This is a genomic window from Streptomyces sp. NBC_00878 (assembly GCF_026341515.1).
Classification (GTDB): domain Bacteria; phylum Actinomycetota; class Actinomycetes; order Streptomycetales; family Streptomycetaceae; genus Streptomyces.
Genome location: NZ_JAPEOK010000001.1, coordinates 6,399,899 through 6,417,628 on the forward strand (window position 1 = coordinate 6,399,899; position 17,730 = coordinate 6,417,628).

Annotated in this window: 16 protein-coding genes; 13 read left to right on the forward strand and 3 right to left on the reverse strand. The window is 70.5% G+C overall.

All coding sequences use genetic code 11. From position 1 onward, the window contains the following. Positions 1-222: 222 nt before the first annotated feature. The 3 genes from OHA11_RS27650 to OHA11_RS27660 form a co-directional block, all read right to left on the reverse strand. Positions 223-894 (reverse strand): response regulator transcription factor, encoded by a 672-nt coding sequence (locus OHA11_RS27650; protein ID WP_266507506.1) that lies wholly within the window; start codon positions 892-894, stop codon positions 223-225. Between the two features lie 271 nt (positions 895-1,165). After that, a complete protein-coding gene (locus OHA11_RS27655; protein ID WP_266500856.1) occupies positions 1,166-2,521 on the reverse strand; it encodes a sensor histidine kinase in 1,356 nt (451 codons plus the stop codon). Positions 2,522-2,649: 128 nt separating this feature from the next. Further along, positions 2,650-3,840 (reverse strand): sensor domain-containing protein, encoded by a 1,191-nt coding sequence (locus OHA11_RS27660; protein ID WP_266500859.1) that lies wholly within the window; start codon positions 3,838-3,840, stop codon positions 2,650-2,652. 406 nt (positions 3,841-4,246) lie between these two features. On the opposite strand from OHA11_RS27660, the gene OHA11_RS27665 reads away from it, so the two are divergent. The 13 genes from OHA11_RS27665 to OHA11_RS27725 all read left to right on the forward strand — a co-directional run bounded on the left by OHA11_RS27665 (position 4,247) and on the right by OHA11_RS27725 (position 17,694). Next, positions 4,247-4,705: an NADH-quinone oxidoreductase subunit A gene (locus OHA11_RS27665; RefSeq protein ID WP_266500862.1), complete on the forward strand. Its 459-nt coding sequence runs from the start codon at positions 4,247-4,249 to the stop codon at positions 4,703-4,705. Further along, positions 4,696-5,400, forward strand: coding sequence for an NADH-quinone oxidoreductase subunit B (locus OHA11_RS27670; protein WP_266500864.1), 705 nt, complete (start codon positions 4,696-4,698; stop codon positions 5,398-5,400). The genes OHA11_RS27665 and OHA11_RS27670 overlap by 10 nt, the downstream gene beginning before the upstream one ends. Continuing rightward, a complete protein-coding gene (locus OHA11_RS27675; RefSeq protein ID WP_266500866.1) occupies positions 5,397-7,082 on the forward strand; it encodes an NADH-quinone oxidoreductase subunit C in 1,686 nt (561 codons plus the stop codon). Before OHA11_RS27670 ends, OHA11_RS27675 begins: the two co-directional genes overlap by 4 nt. Next, the gene (locus OHA11_RS27680) at positions 7,079-8,044 is read left to right on the forward strand and encodes a complex I subunit 1 family protein (RefSeq protein WP_266500868.1); all 966 of its coding nucleotides are present in this window, start codon (positions 7,079-7,081) and stop codon (positions 8,042-8,044) included. Before OHA11_RS27675 ends, OHA11_RS27680 begins: the two co-directional genes overlap by 4 nt. Positions 8,045-8,046: 2 nt before the next feature. Beyond that, positions 8,047-8,841 carry a 4Fe-4S binding protein gene (locus OHA11_RS27685; protein ID WP_266500870.1) on the forward strand — a complete coding sequence of 265 codons (795 nt, stop codon included), beginning with the start codon at positions 8,047-8,049 and terminating at the stop codon, positions 8,839-8,841. Next, a complete protein-coding gene (locus OHA11_RS27690) occupies positions 8,838-9,566 on the forward strand; it encodes an NADH-quinone oxidoreductase subunit J (RefSeq protein ID WP_266500873.1) in 729 nt (242 codons plus the stop codon). Before OHA11_RS27685 ends, OHA11_RS27690 begins: the two co-directional genes overlap by 4 nt. Then, entirely contained in the window at positions 9,566-9,958 is a 393-nt protein-coding gene (nuoK, locus tag OHA11_RS27695; protein ID WP_266500876.1) for an NADH-quinone oxidoreductase subunit NuoK, read from the forward strand. Before OHA11_RS27690 ends, nuoK begins: the two co-directional genes overlap by 1 nt. Continuing rightward, the gene (locus tag OHA11_RS27700) at positions 9,955-11,949 is read left to right on the forward strand and encodes an NADH-quinone oxidoreductase subunit L (protein ID WP_266500879.1); all 1,995 of its coding nucleotides are present in this window, start codon (positions 9,955-9,957) and stop codon (positions 11,947-11,949) included. Before nuoK ends, OHA11_RS27700 begins: the two co-directional genes overlap by 4 nt. 6 nt (positions 11,950-11,955) lie before the next feature. Further along, positions 11,956-13,530, forward strand: a complete 1,575-nt coding sequence (locus tag OHA11_RS27705) for a NuoM family protein (RefSeq protein WP_266500881.1) — start codon at positions 11,956-11,958, stop codon at positions 13,528-13,530. Continuing rightward, positions 13,527-15,038 (forward strand): NADH-quinone oxidoreductase subunit N, encoded by a 1,512-nt coding sequence (locus OHA11_RS27710; protein ID WP_266500883.1) that lies wholly within the window; start codon positions 13,527-13,529, stop codon positions 15,036-15,038. Before OHA11_RS27705 ends, OHA11_RS27710 begins: the two co-directional genes overlap by 4 nt. Before the next feature lie 244 nt (positions 15,039-15,282). Then, positions 15,283-16,146 (forward strand): zinc metalloprotease HtpX, encoded by an 864-nt coding sequence (htpX, locus tag OHA11_RS27715; protein ID WP_266500885.1) that lies wholly within the window; start codon positions 15,283-15,285, stop codon positions 16,144-16,146. Then, on the forward strand, positions 16,143-16,541 hold the full coding sequence (locus tag OHA11_RS27720; RefSeq protein ID WP_266500888.1) for a YccF domain-containing protein: 399 nt from the start codon (positions 16,143-16,145) through the stop codon (positions 16,539-16,541). The genes htpX and OHA11_RS27720 overlap by 4 nt, the downstream gene beginning before the upstream one ends. 13 nt (positions 16,542-16,554) lie before the next feature. Further along, entirely contained in the window at positions 16,555-17,694 is a 1,140-nt protein-coding gene (locus tag OHA11_RS27725) for a barstar family protein (RefSeq protein ID WP_266500890.1), read from the forward strand. Positions 17,695-17,730: the final 36 nt, after the last annotated feature.

Sequence of the window (17,730 nt, forward strand, 5' to 3'; positions counted from 1 at the left end):
AACCCTACGTCGGTAAGGGTCGCCTTCCCCTGACCGCTCGCATGATGGACCCCATTTTGAGACCGCCGAACGCCCTGATTTGACATCATTTATCCGCCCCCCGGCGTTACCTGTGAAGACGCTCCGTACTCATCCTTTGGTTCTCGTGTTCACACTTGGCCTTCGTGCTCGCGTGGTGGTGGTGTGCGATTCGTGGTGGATCTCTGACACGGTGTCAGGCTGTCAGGATTTCAGGTAGGTGAGGACGGCGAGAACGCGCCGGTGATCCCCGTCACTCGGGGACAGGCCCAGCTTCATGAAGATGTTGCTCACGTGCTTCTCGACCGCGCCGTCACTGACCACGAGCTGTCGTGCGATCGCGGAGTTCGTCCGTCCCTCGGCCATCAGTCCCAGGACCTCCCGCTCGCGCGGCGTGAGCCCCGCGAGGACGTCCTGCTTGCGGCTGCGACCGAGCAGCTGCGCGACGACCTCGGGGTCCAGCGCGGTGCCGCCGCGGGCCACGCGGACGACCGCGTCCACGAACTCCCTCACCTCGGCCACCCGGTCCTTCAGCAGGTAGCCGACACCATGGCTGGAACCGGCGAGCAGTTCGGTGGCGTACTGCTCCTCCACGTACTGCGACAGCACCAGTACCCCGAGCCCGGGGTGCCGCTTGCGCAACTGCACGGCCGCCTTGACGCCCTCGTCGGTGTGCGTCGGCGGCATCCGTACGTCGGCGACCACGACGTCCGGCAGCGCGTCCAGCGCCGCGAACTCCGTGATCGTCTTGATCAACGCCTCCCCGTCGCCGACTCCGGCGATCACGTCGTGCCCACGGTCGGTCAGCAACCGGGTCAGGCCCTCTCTGAGCAGCACTGAATCCTCGGCGATGACCACGCGCACCCTGTCCTCCACGATTTCTCGGCCCCCCACGCTCGTACGTCAACCCTCAGCATTCCAGCATTTGGGACCAACTGAGGGTGGGTGAGGGAATCGTTGTCAGTTTCGTGGGTGGGTGGGCCACCTAATTCGTCGAACGGGGGCCTGTATCCGTCGAACAGGGCCTGGGACGCCCCTGAAGGGGCGTCCTGAAGGGGACGTCCTAGTCCTGTAGGGGGCGTCCTATGGGGGCGCGGGGAACTGCGTGACCAGTTCGGGAAGGGGTGGGTCCGGGGAAGGGAGCGGCTCAGCCCCGCCAGGGCAGCTCCGCCGTTATGCGCGTCGGCCCGCCGACAGGGGAGTCGACCACGAGGATGCCGTCGACCGCGTCGAGCCGCTCGGCAAGCCCCGCGAGCCCCGAGCCGGCGGCGACATCCGCACCGCCCACACCGTCGTCGACGACCTGGAGCATGAGCCGGTTCTCGATCCGCCAGACATCGACCGTGGCCCGGGTGGCCCTCGAGTGCTTGCTGATGTTCTGCAGCAGCTCCGAGACGGTGAAGTAGGCGATGCCCTCGATGGCCGCGGCCGGCCGGGTCGGCAGATCGGCCTCGACCTGCACGGGAACCGTGCAGCGGGAGGCGACCGAGGACAGCGCGGCGTCCAGACCGCGGTCCGTCAGCACGGCGGGATGGATGCCGCGGGCCAGGTCCCGCAGCTCCTGAAGGGCCGTCTTCACCTCGCCGTGCGCCTCGTCCACCATCCGTGCCGCCGCCTGCGGGTCCTCCGTGAGCTTCTCCTTCGCGAGGCCGAGCCCCATCGCGAGGTTCACCAGCCGGGCCTGCGCCCCGTCGTGCAGATCGCGCTCGATGCGCCGCAGGTCGGCGGCCGCCGTGTCGATCACGATGCCCCGGTCCGACTCCAGCTCGACGACCCGCGTGGCCAGCCGCGACGGCCCGAGCAGCCCGTGCACCAGCAGCCGGTCCACCTGCGTCAGCGCCCGCACGATCCACGGCGAGGCCGTCGTGAGCAGCAGCCCCACCAGCGCGGTCACCGTGATCTCGAAGGGGTTGTCCAGATAGACGTTGTGCCCCTGGTCCCCGTACAGCTGGAGCCCGTCCTGCCCGCCGTACATCGGGAACAGCCAGAACCACACCGGATACGTCAGCATCGCCCAGCCGTACAGCCAGAAGCTGATGGCCACGGCGAAGGCGAACACGGCCCAGGGCAAGTGCAGTACCGCGTACAGCAGATGCCGCCAGGACGCTCCGCTCTTCAGCATCGCGCCCATCCACGCCATCGCACCCGGTTTCTGCATCCGCAACCGCTCCGGCGGCGCGACGTCGAGCCCCAGCAGCCCGCGCGCCCGGGTCCGCTCCAGCGCGCCGAACCCACGGCAGCCGGCGAGCGCGGCGGCGAGCACCGGGATGCCGAGGAACGTGATCAGCAGGCCCGCGCCGAGCGCCGACATCGTCACGGCGAAGGTGAACATGATGATGCTCAGCGGGAGGCTCAGCATCAGATACCCGAGCTCACGCCAGCTGCGCGCCTCGAACGGCGCCCGCAGCGCGGCCGGGAGCCGGTGCCGCCGCTCGTCGGAGCCCTCCCCGCGGAACCCGGGCTCGCCGTCCCACCCGTATCCCTGTCCGTACTCCGTGGCCATGGCCGTCGTCCGTTTCTACTCGTCCGCTGTCGTAACTCCACAGTGCTCGGTCCCGCGCCGACGGGACATGGAGCGCGTCGGCGTCTTGGGGCGGGGGTTTTCCCTACCTTCTGAGGGCGGGGGGCTGCCTACTCCACCCGGTCCCGCCACGGCAGCTCCGCCGTGATCGTCGTCGGTCCTCCCACCGGTGAATCGATGACGAACAAGCCGTCCACCGCGCCGAGCCGGTCCGCGAGTCCCGCCATTCCCGTGCCGCCGTCGAGGGCGGCCCCGCCGCGGCCGTCGTCCCGGACCTGGAGGAGGAGGCGGTTCTCGGAGCACCACACGTCGACGGACGCGGACCGTGCCCCGCTGTGCTTGCTCACGTTCTGGAGGAGCTCGGAGACGGTGAAGTACGCGATGCCCTCGATGGCCGCGGCCGGCCGGGTCGGCAGGTCGGCGGTCACCTTCACCGGCACCGTGCAGCGGGAGGCGACCGAGGACAGCGCGGCGTCCAGGCCGCGGTCGGTGAGGACCGCGGGATGGATGCCGCGGGCCAGATCCCGCAGCTCCTGCAAGGCCAGCTTCACCTCGCCGTGCGCCTCGTCGACCATGGACGCGACGGTCTCGTCGGCCTGGCCCTCCAGCAGCTTCTCCTTCGCGAGGCCGAGCCCCATCGCGAGGTTCACCAGCCGGGCCTGCGCCCCGTCGTGCAGATCGCGCTCGATGCGCCGCAGATCGGCCGCGGCCGTGTCGACGACCACTCCCCGGTCGGACTCCAGCTCGGCGATCCGCCGCTCCAGCTCGTCCGAGGGCGAGAGCAGCCCGCGCACCATCGCCCGGTCCGCGTTGGCCAGTCCCCGCGCGATGTACGGAAGCACCGGCCACAGCACGAACAACGAGGTCAGCGTGATGGTGAAGGTGAGAACGCCCCACGGCAGCCGTATGAACTCGTACAGCATCGTGCGCCAGCCGACCGGATCCTTCAGCGACATCCATAACTGCGGGAAGAACCCGCCCCGCCCGTGCAACGGCAGCGGGCTCGACTCGTCCACCCGCACCCCGAGCAGCCCCCTGGCCCGGCCCCGCTCCAGCTTGCCCAGCTGGCGCGCGCCCATCAGCCCCGCCGCGAGCATCGGCAGCCCGATCACCGTCAGGGTCAGGAACGCACCGGTGAACAGCACGGTCACCACGTACGTGAACCCGACCAGCGACACCGGCAGGTTGGCCAGGAGATGCGCGATCTCCTTCCAGGTGTGCCGGTCGTAGGCGAAGCGCGCGGGTGGCGGCCGGTCGGTGCCGCCGTCCGGGATGTCGGCGGCAAGGATGCGTTCGGTCATAGCGCCAGCCTGCCGGGCCGCGGGCCGCGACGCCATGAGGCGGACCGCCCGGATCCCCTGGGGAAAACCCCACCATCCGGAAACCCCCGCCATCCCCGCCCTCAAGGACAACCCGGAGGGCGGCGAGAGAGCAGCTGGAAGGCGGTCGAAGGGCGGTCGAGGAGCGGTCATAGGGCAGTCGAAGGGCGGTCGTAGGGCAGTCGAAGGGCGGCAGTGGGGCGGCTTGAGGAGCCGTCGCGTCATGCCTACCCGTGACGGGCTGCTTACCGTCTCTTTAGCAGGCCCTAGACTCCGGTGCGTACAGATCGTCGAACGCGGCGCATCACGCGGCGCACGCGTAGTCAGTACTTACGGCGCAGGCATAGCCAGTACGGGGTCATACGAGGTCAGGGAGCGAGGGGCGGACGTGCCGGAACCGACCATGGTCGTGGCGACCGGGACCGCTGGGACCGTCGAGACTGCCGGGACCATCGAGAGGGCCGGGACCGTCGTCGCGGCGGACTACTTCGAGTCCTATTCGGTCGTGGGACTGCTCGCCGTGGTCGGCGTGCTGTTCGTCGCCGTCGCCTTCGGAGCGGGCCGCCTGCTGCGGCCCGTCGTTCCGACGCCCGAGAAGCTCATGACGTACGAATGCGGAGTCGACCCCGTCGGCGAGGGCTGGGCCCACACCCAGGTCCGCTACTACGTCTACGCCTTCCTCTACGTGATCTTCGCCGTCGACTCGATCTTCCTCTTCCCCTGGGCGACGGTCTTCGCCGCGCCGGGCTACGGCGCGGCGACGCTCGTGGAGATGTTCATCTTCCTCGGCTTCCTGGCCGTGGGCCTGCTGTACGCATACAAGAAGGGCGTCCTCACATGGACGTGACCCGTCCGCACACGGGCGCGACTCCCTCGGCCACGTCGGCCCCCTTGGCCTCTTCGGGCACTTCGGCCTCCTCGGACCCGTCGGCTTTCTCGGGCTCTTCGGCTCCCGAGCCCGTACTCCTGCCGGAACCGAAGCGGCTGGGCGCCCTCGCCCGCCTGGCCCCCGAGCCGATGAAGGTGGTCCTGAACTGGGGCCGCCGCTACTCGCTCTGGGTCTTCAACTTCGGCCTCGCCTGCTGCGCGATCGAGTTCATCGCGGCGTCGATGGCCCGGCACGACTTCATCCGCCTCGGCGTCATCCCGTTCGCACCGGGCCCCCGCCAGGCCGACCTGATGGTGGTCTCGGGCACGGTCACGGACAAGATGGCCCCGGCCGTGAAGCGCCTGTACGAGCAGATGCCCGAGCCGAAGTACGTCATCTCCTTCGGCGCCTGCTCGAACTGTGGCGGCCCCTACTGGGACTCGTACTCCGTGACGAAGGGCGTCGACCAGATCATCCCGGTCGACGTCTACGTCCCCGGCTGCCCGCCCCGACCGGAGGCTCTCCTCCAGGGCATCCTCAAGCTCCAGGAGAAGATCGCCCGGGAGTCACTGGGGGAGCGCTACGGAACCTCCCGCCCCTCCACGGCTGCCCTCCAGAGCGACCTCGTACGACCGCCGTCCGCGCAGCAGTCGGCCAGGGGGGACGCCCGATGACCGGTTGGCTCCCCGCCCCCGTCGAGGAACTCTTCGGCGCGGACGCCACGGCCGAGGAGTCGTACGAGGTCCTGACGGTCGACGTACCGCCGACATCCTGGCTCGCCTCCCTGGAGGCCGCGCGTGACGCGCTCGGCTGTACGTACTTCGACTGGCTGAGTGCCGTCGACGAACCCGGCACCGGTTTCCGCGTCTCGGCCCACGTCGTCGCCCTGGCACCGGTCCGCCGCCTCCTCGTACGGACGACCGTCCCGCACGATGCCCCCGTACTTCCCTCCGCCGTCGAGGTCTACGCGGGCGCCGCCTGGCACGAACGCGAGACCCACGAGATGTTCGGCGTCACCTTCGAGGGCCATCCCGGCCTGGACCCGCTCCTCCTTCCCGAGGGCTTCGAGGGCCACCCCCTCCGCAAGGACTTCGTCCTGGCCGCGCGCGTGGTCAAGGCCTGGCCGGGCGCGAAGGAACCGGGGGAGTCGGAACACGGCGGCCCGAAGCGCCGCCAGATGCTCCCGCCGGGAGTTCCCGACCCCAACGAATGGGGCCCCCTCAAGGGCCAACTCCCACCGGCCCCGACCCGCCCGGCCCGAGGCGCCGCCCGCGCGGCGGGCGACCGCCCGGTACGGCGAGCTCGCACGGCGGGCGAGGGCTCGGCCAGCCAGACGACCACGCCGGGTGCCGCTCCTGCGGGTGGCCGGGCTGGTGGTGCCGGGTCCGAAGGCGGTCGGGCTGGTGGTGCCGGGTCCGAAGGCGGTCGGGCTGGGGGTGCCGCGTCCGCGGGTGGTCGGGCTGGGGGTGCCGCGTCCGCGGGTGGCCGGGCTAGGGATGTTGCCTCCGGGGATGCCCAGGCTGGGGGTGCCGCGTCCGCAGGTGCCCAAGCTGGGGATGTCGCCTCCGCGGGTGCCGAGCCTGTGAGTGCCGCGTCCGCGGAGGGCGGTGGCTCGGCACCGGAGGCTCGACCCACGGCCCGTCGGGCTCGCAGCGGCAGCGAGGGTTCGGCGCCGCAGCGCCGCGACGACTCGGCGGCGGAGGCTGCCTCGACCCCGGCTGGGGAAGCTGCTCCCGCCCCTGCCGGGGCAGCTGCCCAGGCCCCCGCCACAGACGCTGCTCCCACGCCTGCTGCGGGGGCTGCCTCGGCATCGGCTTCGGAGTCCGCGGATTCCTCGGCGCCGACGCCGGATTCGGATTCGGCCGCGGGTACCGAAGCCCCACCGGCACCGGCACCGGCAACGGCAGCGCCACCCCCTGCGGCACCGACGCCCCCGCGTCGAGCGCGCAGTGCAGGCGAAGGCTCGGCGTCGCAACGCCAGCCATCCGCCCCGCCCGCCGACCAACCCGGCGGCGACCAGCCGACCGGCCCGGCGCGCGCCCGCAGCTCGGACGCCCCCTGGCACCACGCGCGCCCCGCCTTCGACGAGGCTGACGAGAACTCCACCACGGGCAAGCCGCCACCGCCCGAGGCAGCCTCGGCCGAGCAGCCGACGCCACCGCCCGAGCAGACGTCACCGGCGGCCGAGAACTCCTCGGAGCCCGAGCGCTCCGCGTCTACCAAGGCTCCGAAGCCCTCGGAGTCCTCGGAGGACTCCGAAGCCACCGAGCCTGCCGACGCTACCGAAGCCAGTTCCGCCCCGGTCCCCAATCCCACCCCCACCGACGACGAAGACTCCCCAGGAGGCCCGCAGTGAACGACGTGCTCGACGTCGCCCTGCGACTCCTGATCGTCTTCGTCGTGTTCCTCACCTTCCCGCTGATCGTCGGTCAGACGGAACACAAGGTCATGGCCCACATGCAGGGCCGCCTCGGCCCCATGTACGCGGGCGGCTTCCACGGCTGGGCCCAACTCGTCGCGGACGGCGTGAAGTTCGCGCAGAAGGAAGACATCGTCCCCGCGGGCGCGGACCGCCGTATCTTCCAACTCGCCCCCGCCGTCGCCCTCCTGCCGTATCTCCTCGTCCTCCTCGCCATCCCGATCGGCCCGGGCGAGGGCGCGGTCGGGATGGTCATCGACGCGGGCATCTTCTTCGTACTCGCCGTGATGGGCGTGGGCGTCCTCGGCTCGCTCATGGCGGGCTGGGCCTCGGCCAACAAGTTCTCCCTCCTCGGCGGCCTCCGCACCGCCGCCCAACTCCTCGCGTACGAACTCCCCATGCTGCTCACCGCCGCCTCGGTCGCGATGGCGGCGGGCACAGTCTCCCTCCCCGGCATCGTCGACGCCTTCGAGTGGTGGTGGCTGCCCTGGCAGATCGTCGGCGCCATCGTCTTCTTCGTGGCGGGCCTCGCCGAACTCCAGCGCCCGCCCTTCGACATGCCGGTCGCCGACTCGGAGATCATCTTCGGCGCGTACACCGAGTACACGGGCCTCCGCTTCGCGCTCTTCCTCCTCGCCGAGTACGCCGGAATCGTCGTCCTGTGCGGCCTGACCACCGTGCTCTTCCTGGGCGGCTGGCACGGCCCGGGGGGTGCCGACGGCCTCGGCTGGGTCTGGACCCTGCTGAAGGCGGCCGTCCTCGCCTTCGTCGTCATCTGGCTGCGCGTCACCTATCCCCGCCTGCGCGAGGACCAGCTCCAGAAGCTCTCCTGGACCCTCCTCGTCCCCCTCTCCCTCGCCCAGATCGCCCTCACCGGCATCGTCAAGGTGGTGATGTAAACGTGGCCCCCCTCCCCGGATCCGGCCTCGCCAAAGGCCTGGCCGTCACCCTCCGCACGATGACGAAGAAGACCGTCACCGCGCAGTACCCGGACGCCCAGCCCGAACTCCCGCCCCGCACCCGCGGCGTCATCGGCCTCTTCGAGGAGAACTGCACGGTCTGCATGCTGTGCGCCCGCGAGTGCCCGGACTGGTGCATCTACATCGACTCCCACAAGGAGACGGTCCCGGCCGCCGCCCCCGGCGGACGCGAGCGCAGCCGCAACGTCCTCGACCGCTTCGCCATCGACTTCGCCCTCTGCATGTACTGCGGTATCTGCATCGAGGTCTGCCCCTTCGACGCCCTCTTCTGGTCCCCCGAGTTCGAGTACGCCGAGACCGACATCCACGAACTCACCCACGAACGCGACAAGCTCCGCGACTGGATGTGGACCGTCCCGGCCCCACCGGCCCTCGACCCCGGAGCCGAGGAGCCCAAGGAAATCGCCGCCGCCCGCAAGACCACGGAAAAGCTGCTCGCGGCCCAGGCCGAACCCGAACCGGCACCCAAACCCGAACCGGCACCCAAACCCGGGACCGAGCCCGCACCCAAACCCGAGCCCGGGACCGAGCCCGCACCTAAGCCCGGGACCGAGCCCGCATCCGGGCCCACACCCGAGCCCGGAACCCAGCCGGGAACCCCGCCTGGCACCCAAACGGGAACCGCCCCCGGCCCCCAACCCGAGACTGAAGCCGACACCCAACCCGGTACCGCCCCGCAGACCAGGCCCACCGATCCGCAGGACGGTGCATCGTGACCCTCGCCGCAGCCACCGTCACGGCGGTCCACGCCACGACCACCGCCGCCGCCGAGACCCACGGCTTCCTCTCCCCGACCGGCGTCGAGATCGCCTTCCTCCTCGTCGGCCTGGTCACCTTCGGCGCCGCGATCGTCACCGTCACCACGAAGCAGCTGGTGCACGCAGCCCTGTGGCTCGTGGTGACCCTCGGCGGTCTCGCCGTCGAATACCTCCTCCTCACGGCCGAGTTCATCGCCTGGGTGCAGGTCCTCATCTACGTCGGCTCCGTCGTCGTACTCCTCCTCTTCGGTCTGATGCTCACCAGGGCCCCCATCGGCCGCTCCCCGGACGCCGACTCCGGCAACCGCTGGGCCGCCCTGACCGTGGCGATCGCCGCGGGCGCCGCCCTAGTCTGGGTCGTCGTCGATGCCTTCCGGACGACCTGGATCGACCTGGACGGTGCCGCCGCCGGCTCCACCGGGGTCACCGGCGCGAGCCTCTTCCAGAGCTGGGTGCTCCCGTTCGAGGCCCTCTCGGTCCTGCTGCTCGCCGCGCTGGTCGGCGCGATCGTCCTCTCCCGCAAGGCGAAGGCGAACGCACCCACCACCGCGAGCGTCCCGAGCACCCGGAACGACGGCACCGGCAGCAATGGCACTGCAGGCAACGGCACTGCAAGCAACGGCACCGGAAACGCCGCCACCCCGGGCGACGCCCCCCGGAGCGACAAGGAAGGCGCCCGCTGATGCACCTCGCCTACCCCGCCGTGCTCTCCGTCCTCCTCTTCGCCACGGGCCTGTACGGAGTCCTCGCGCGCCGCAACGCGATCCTGGTCCTGATGTCCGTCGAGCTGATGCTCAACGCCGTCAACCTCAACCTCGTCGCCTTCGACGTCTGGCTCAGCAAGACCGCCCAGGACACCCTCCACTCCGGCCAGGCCCTGACCCTGTTCACCATCGCCATCGCCGCCGCCGAGATCGGCATCGGCCTGGCGATCGTCCTCGCCGTCCACCGCAACCGTGGCACCGCGGACATCGACAAGCTCCGCGACACCGCCGAGACGGACGACGACTCCGAGCTCGACGACTCCGGCGCCGCCCGTCCCGAAACGGCCGAGAAGGCTGAGGCCACCGCGTGACCACGACCACCCTCGCCGTCCTCGTCCCCCTCCTTCCGTTCCTCGGCGCCGTGGCCGGCCTGCTCCTGGGCCGCAGGGCCCCCGGCTTCGTACGCCCCCTCGCGGTCCTGCCGCCGCTGGCGGCCCTCGGACTCGCCGTGGTCGTCGCCGTACGACAGGGTGGCGGCCAGGCGGTGAACGCGGCCACCGAGCTCACCCCGACCGGCTCGGTCCCCATCGAACTCGCCCTGTACATCGACGGTTTCGCCGCCCTCGTCGCCGTCCTGGTCGGCCTGGTCGCCACCTGCGTGCAGATCTACTCGACGGGCTACCTGCGCAACGACCCGCGCTACCCCTCGTACGCCGCTCTCGTCTCCCTCTTCACCTCCGCGATGCTGCTCGTCGTCTACTCCGGCGACCTGATGGTGCTGCTGGTCGGCTGGGAGATCATGGGCATCTGCTCGTACTTCCTCGTCGGCCACTACTGGGAGACCCCGGAAGCCCGCGCCGCCTCCATCAAGGCCTTCCTGGTCACCAAGCTCGGCGATGTCCCCTTCCTCATCGGCCTGTTCGCCCTCGCCACGGACGCCGGGTCCTTCCGCATCACGAAGGTCCTCGGCACCGTCGCGAGCGGCGGACTCGATCACCCGACCCTGATCGCCCTGCTGCTCCTCGCCGGTGTGGCGGGCAAGTCGGCGCAGTTCCCGCTCCACACCTGGCTTCCCGACGCGATGGCGGGCCCCACCCCCGTCTCCGCGCTGATCCACGCCGCGACGATGGTCGCCGCCGGTGTCTACTTCATCGCCCGGCTCCTCCCGGTCTTCGCCGCCTCCTCGGCCGCACTGGTCGTCCTCGCCGTCATGGCCGCCGTCACGATGGCCGGCTCGGCCCTCGCCGCACTCGCCCAGGACGACATCAAGCGTGTCCTCGCGTACTCGACGATCGGCCAGCTCGGCTACATGACCGGCGCCCTCGCCGTCGGCGACCGCGGTGCCGCCGTCTTCCACCTCCTCTCGCACGGCGCTTTCAAGGCGCTGTTGTTCCTCGCGGCGGGCGTGATCATCCACGCCGCCGGCACCAACTCGCTGGCCGCCATGTCCCGTATGAAGGACCTGCGCGCCCGCGTCCCCGACGCCTACTGGACGATGACCGTGGCGCTCCTCGCACTCGCCGCGATCCCGCCCTTCAGCGGCTTCTTCACCAAGGAGGCCGTCCTCGGCGCCGCCGAGCACGTCGCCACCGGCCATGCCGAGGGCATCCCCGGCGCCGTCGGCTGGATCGTCCTCGTCGCCGGTCTGGTCACCGCCCTGCTCACCGCCGCGTACGCGATGCGCCTGTGGCTCCTCGTCTTCCGCGGCCATGGACCGGAGGCCCCCGACCACGGCCGACAGCCCATCGCCATGAACGCCGTCCTCTGGGTGCTCGCTGTCCCGTCGCTGGCCTTCGGACTCGCCACCGGCCCGCTGCCCGACTGGTTCGACGGACGCGACCTGACCCCGACCCTCACCACCTCCGTCCTCGGCACGGGCGTGGCTCTGGTCGGCGGCATCATCACGTACGGCGCCTGGCAGCACACCATGGCCATGGCGGCCCGCGTACCGATGGGTGCGGTCGCGGCCCACCCCGAGGGAGACGCCGGACTCGTCGAGGCCGAGGCCATCGCCAGCCACGCGCCCGCCTACGGGGACGTGGCCTCGGCGCCCGACCCGGCGGACCCGGGCCGCCTCCTGCTCGGCCCGCTGCACCGCCACGCGGCCGTCGGCTTCCACCTCGACGCGGTGTACGCGGCGCTGTTCGTCCGCCCGGTCCAGGCCGCGGCCACGCTCGTCCGGTTCCTCGACCGCGAGGTCGTCGACACCTACGTACGCGCCGCGGGCGCCCTGCCCCGCTGGCTCGGCGCGGCCGTCCGGCGTGCCCAGACCGGCAATGTGCAGACCTATGTGAGCGCGCTGCTCGCCGGCACCGTCGTCCTGGTGGTCGCCGCCCTCCTCGTCGCCACAGCGGGAGCGTGAGCAGGCGTGATCGATATCAGTGAATCCGTGATGCAGATCCTTCTGGCATTCATCGTCGTCGGGCCGCTCATCGGCGCCGCCGCGGCTCTCCTGCCCGCTCCGCCCGGGCTGAAGGGGAAGTCACCCGAACAGGCCGTGCTGCGGCACGGCGTGACCGTCACCGGCGCCGTACTCATCGCCGCGATCGTCCTCACGCTCGGCTTCGACCACGACCACCCGTCGAAGATGCAGGCCACGACGGACATCAGCTGGATTCCCGCGCTCGACGTGCGGATCCACCTCGGCATCGACGGCATCTCGCTCCCCCTCCTCGTGCTGACCGCGCTGCTGACCTTCCTGTGCGCGCTGTACTCCTATTTCAAAATGCCGTCGGGCCCGTCCCCGAAGGCATTCGTGGCGCTCGTCCTCGTCCTCGAGTCCGGCACCCTCGCGACCTTCGCCGTCCTCGACCTGCTGCTGTTCTTCCTCGCTTTCGAGATGGTGCTCATCCCGATGTACTTCCTCATCGCCCGCTGGGGCGGTGAACAACGGCAAGCCGCCGCTTGGAAGTTCATCCTCTATACGTTGCTCGGTTCCGTCGTCATGCTGCTGGGCCTGCTCCTGATCGGAATCAAGGCGGGCACATTCGACATGGTGGCACTCGCCACTGACAATCACCCGGCGCTGACCACATCGGTGCAGGTCATCGCCGTTCTGGCGATCGGGATCGGGCTCGCGGTCAAGACGCCGATGTGGCCGCTCCACAGCTGGCTGCCGGACGCGCACACCGCTGCCCCGACCGTCGGCTCGGTCCTGCTGGCCGGCGTTCTGCTGAAGATGGGTACGTACGGGTTCGTCCGGATCCTGCTGCCCATCACACCGGACGGCATGAGCACGTTCGCGCCCTACCTCGCCGCCTTCGCGGTCGTCGGCATCATCTACGGATCCCTCGCCTGCCTGGCCCTCGCCAAGGAGGGCGCGAAGGGTGACCTCAAGCGCCTCATCGCGTACTCCTCCGTCGGCCACATGGGCTTCGTGCTCCTCGGCATCGCGTCGATGACCCCGACCGGCGTGAACGGCGCGCTGTTCGCCAACATCGCCCACGGCCTGATCACCGGCCTCCTGTTCTTCCTGGTCGGCGCGCTCAAGGACCGCACGGGCACGACCGACCTCGACACCCTCGCCCAGCAGACCGGCGCCGCGCTCTACGGCAAGGCACCCCGACTCGGCGGCCTGCTCGCCTTCGCCGCCGTCGCCTCGCTCGGACTGCCGGGCCTGGCAGGGTTCTGGGGCGAGATGCTGGCCCTGTTCGGCGCGTTCGACCCCGCCGACGACCTCAGCCGCCCCGCGTTCCTGACCTTCATGACGATCGCCGCGTTCGGCACCCTGCTCACCGCCGCGTACATGCTCGTCGTGGTCCGCCGCGTCTGCATGGGCGCGGTCCCGCAGGAGGGGCCGAAGCTCGCCGACGTCCAGTCGTACGAGTTCGCCTCGTGGACCCCGCTCGTCGTCCTCACCGTCGTCGCCGGGCTCTGGCCCAAGGCACTCCTCGGCCTGACCGACCCGGCCGTGCAGCAGCTCCTCTCAGGAGGCACCCGATGAGCACCCCGGCCCAGTCCCTGGTCCAGTCCGTCGACTGGCTCGCGATCGCGCCGCCCACCATCGCGGCGGTCGTCGGACTCGTGGTGCTCGTCACCGACCTCTTCGTGGGAGACAACAGGAAGGCCCTGCTCGGCTGGGTCTCCGTCGCAGGACTCGCCATCTCCGCGCTCATGTTGCTGCCCCTCCTGGACGGTGACCGCTCCACCTTCTGCCTGACGGGCGACGCCGCCGTCTGCAGCTACACCGCGGACGGGTTCACGCTGGTCATCCAGTTCCTCGTCCTCGGCGGCGCCCTCCTGGCGGCACTCCTGTCGGTGACCGCCCTCAAGGACGCCAACAGGGAACTCCCCGAAGGGGAGTTCTGGTTCCTGCTGCTCTCCTCCGCCGCGGGCGCCGCCCTGCTGCCCGCCTCCCGCGACCTCGCGACCCTGATCGTCGCCCTGGAGGTCGCCTCCCTGCCCGCCTTCGCCCTCGTAGGCATCAGGCACGGCGACAGGAAGTCCTCAGAAGCGGCTTTGAAGTTCTTCCTGTCCTCGGTCACCGCGACCGCCGTGAGCCTCATGGGCATCAGCTTCGTCTACGCGTCGACGGGCACCCTGTACCTCACCGATATCGCCACCAAGATCGAGAACGTCGACGGCCAGCTGCACACGCTCGCCCAGACGGGCGTCGTCCTCACCCTCGTGGGCTTCGCCTTCAAGACGGCCGCCGTCCCCTTCCACTTCTGGGTACCCGACACCTACGTAGGAGCGCCTCTCCCGGTCGCGGCCTACCTGTCGGTCGTCGGCAAGGCGGTCGGCTTCTCCGGGCTCATCCTCGTCACCGTGATCGCCCTCCCGTCGTACGCGGACGTCTGGGGCCCGGCACTCGCCGCCCTGGCCGCGCTCACCATGACCATCGGCAACGTCGGCGCCCTCAGGCAGCAGGCCACGCGCGCGTACAGCGCGGTCCGCCTGCTCGCCTGGTCCTCCGTCGGCCAGGCCGGCTACCTCCTGGTGCCGATCGCCGCCGCCGCGTACTCCGAGGACGCCGAGAAGGCCATCGGCTCCACCCTCGCGTACGCCCTGATGTACGCCGCGGTGAACCTCGGCGCCTTCGCGGTGGCCGCCCTGGTCGCCCGTACGAAGCCGCTGAACCGCGTCAGCGACTACCGGGGCCTGTACGCCTCACGGCCCCTCGCAGCGCTCGTCCTCGGCTTCTTCCTGCTCTGTCTCGCGGGCCTGCCGCCGGGCATCATCGGCCTCTTCGCGAAGGTCACCGTCTTCTCGGCGGCCGTCGACGCGGGTCTCGGCTGGCTCGCCGTGGTCATGGCCGTCAACGTCGTGATCGCGCTCTTCTACTACCTCCAGTGGACGACCCTCCTGTTCCGTGCCCCGGAGGGCGAGCCCGAGACTCACCGCGTCCCGGCCCCGCTCACGGCCGCGATCGCCCTGACCGCCGCCCTCGGCATCGCGCTCTCCGGAGCACCCCAGCTGGTTCTGCGCTTCTCCGACACAGGCCTCTTCTGACCGTCGCTTCCTGAAGCATCCGCACCTCCACGCGCGTGGACCACCCGAGCCCCACGCGCGCGTGCGGCGTCCCTTCATCACCCGGACGGCCCCCCTCACGTCGCCGCGCGCACAAGGGAACTAGTGCCTCCCGCCTGGCGTTGACCAGTACGGGAGGGTCCACTGGACCGTGGAGCCACGGGCCAGTGACGTCAGATATCGACAAGCAAAGGGTTCCCCTGCCGCACGACTTGGAGGGCGTACCGTGCACCGCCGGCACAACGGGCTCAGGACCGCCGTACTCCTCGGGGGACTGTCCGCACTCATCATTGTCATCGGCAGTTTCTTCGGGCGTACGGGCCTCGTCGTCGCACTCTTCATCGCGATCGGCACGAACGCGTACGCGTACTGGAACAGCGACAAAATGGCGCTACGCGCGATGCGCGCGCGCCCGGTGAGCGAGTTCGAGGCCCCGGCCCTCTACAAGATCGTTCGCGAGCTCTCCACGCAGGCCCGCCAGCCCATGCCCCGCCTGTACATCTCCCCGACGGAGGCGCCGAACGCGTTCGCGACGGGCCGCAACCCGCGCAACGCCGCGGTGTGCTGCACAGAGGGCATCCTGCGCATCCTGAACGAGCGGGAGTTGCGCGGCGTCATCGGCCATGAGCTGAGCCACGTCTACAACCGCGACATCCTGATCTCGTCGGTCGCCGGTGCCCTGGCCTCCGTCATCATGTTCCTGGTCAACTTCGCCTGGCTTATCCCGATCGGCCGTTCGAGCGACGACGACGGGCCCGGCCTTCTCGGGATGCTGTTGATCATGATCCTGGGTCCGCTCGCCGCGTCTCTCATCCAGCTCGCCATCAACCGTTCCAGGGAGTACGAGGCGGACGCGTCCGGCGCGCAGCTCACCGGCGACCCGCTGGCCCTCGCGAGCGCACTGCGTAAGCTGGAAGCAGGCACGAAACAGCTTCCGCTGCCCCCGGAGCCGCGCATCGAGACCGCAAGTCACATGATGATCGCCAACCCCTTCCGTCCAGGCCAGGGACTTTCCAAGATGTTCTCTACGCACCCGCCGATGGCGGAGCGCATCGCCCGGCTAGAGCAGATGGCAGGTCACCACCAGTGAAGACAATCCTGAACGTCATTTGGTTCGTCCTGAGCGGCTTCTGGCTGTTCCTCGGCTACATGCTCGCGGGCCTGCTGCTGTGCATCACGATCATCGGCATCCCGTTCGGCATCGCGGCCTTCCGGATCGGTGTCTACGCGCTGTGGCCCTTCGGCCGGACGACGGTCGAGCGCCGCGACGCCGGTGCACCGTCCTTCATCGGCAACATCCTGTGGCTGATCCTCGCCGGCTGGTGGCTCACCCTCGCCCACATCTTCACGGGCATCCTCCAGTGCATCACGATCATCGGCATCCCTCTGGGACTCGCCAACTTCAAGCTGATCCCGGTCTCGCTGTTCCCCCTGGGGCGCGAAATCGTGCGCACGGACCAGCCGTTCGCGCAGGCGCGCTGGTAGCGCGGCGCCGGGGGTGCGGCGGCCGAAGTACGCCCTGGCGGCGTACGACGCCGATGCCGAGGACGATGAGATCCGGGCCCTGTGCTTGGACGCCGAGAACCTCTTCGGCGATCCGCCGCCTCCCGCGCGCGGGACGTACGAACTGATCGGCTGCGCCCCCGAAGGGGAGCTGAACAAAGCCCTCACGCGCGCGCGTGCCGACGGCTCGGCGTCCCTCGGCATCCTCACCCTGGAGATCCTCGACAAGGAGGGCGTACAGGTCGAGGAGTGGTCACTGGAGGACGTACGCGTCCTCGGCGACCGCCCGTGTGCGCGTGACCTCTCGCTGCGCGACATCACGATCGAGGCCTCCGAGTCCCCGCGCAACCCGCACGACTATCCACAGTGCCCGCCGCTCTCCCCGGGCTACCGGCTGCGCGGCGCGCAGGACGAACCATGGGGCGGCTGCCGGGACTTGGCGCACGTCCAGGACGGGCAGCCTGACCTCGCCGAACCGTCCGTGCGGCTGCTCGGCTGCTCCCTGCGCGGCGCTCTCCGGGCGGCCCTCGACGCGGGGGAGGAGGACCTCGGGCACGCCAGGCTGATACGCCTCGACACGTCCGGCCGCACCGTCCAGTCCGCCGTCGAGGGCGAACTCGTCGCGTGGATCCCGTCCGCGCGCGGACGCGGCCTGGTGGACCTCACGCTGGAACCCTGGTCGGAGCGGCCGCCGCCCGCGGCCGAGGAGGTCTGGGAACTGTGGGACGGCGGCCGCCCGAGCGAGCCCGGCCGCTGGGCCCGGTGCGGCGTGGAGGCGCGCCGCCACTGGCTGGGAGTGGCGCTGGACCGTCACGAGCCGAACAGACGCGACGCGGAACCCGGCGGCACCTATCACCTCGACGGCCGCCACGTCACCGACCATCCGGGCTTCTTCTGCGCGCTGGGCGAGGCGGTGAACGGGCCCGCGGGCTATTTCGGTTGGGGGCTGGACGCGCTCACGGACTGCCTCCGCGGCCGCTGGGGTGCCCAACGGCCCTTCACCCTCGTCTGGCACGACGCGGACGTCGCCCGCACCTGCCTCGGCCTCGTCGCGCGCACCGACCATCGGCCGAGGACGTTCGAGGAACTCCTTGAATTCCTCGCGGAAAAGGACGTCGCGGTGCGTCTCGAATGAGGGTTATCCACAGGCTGCCCGAATGTCAGTGGCGCC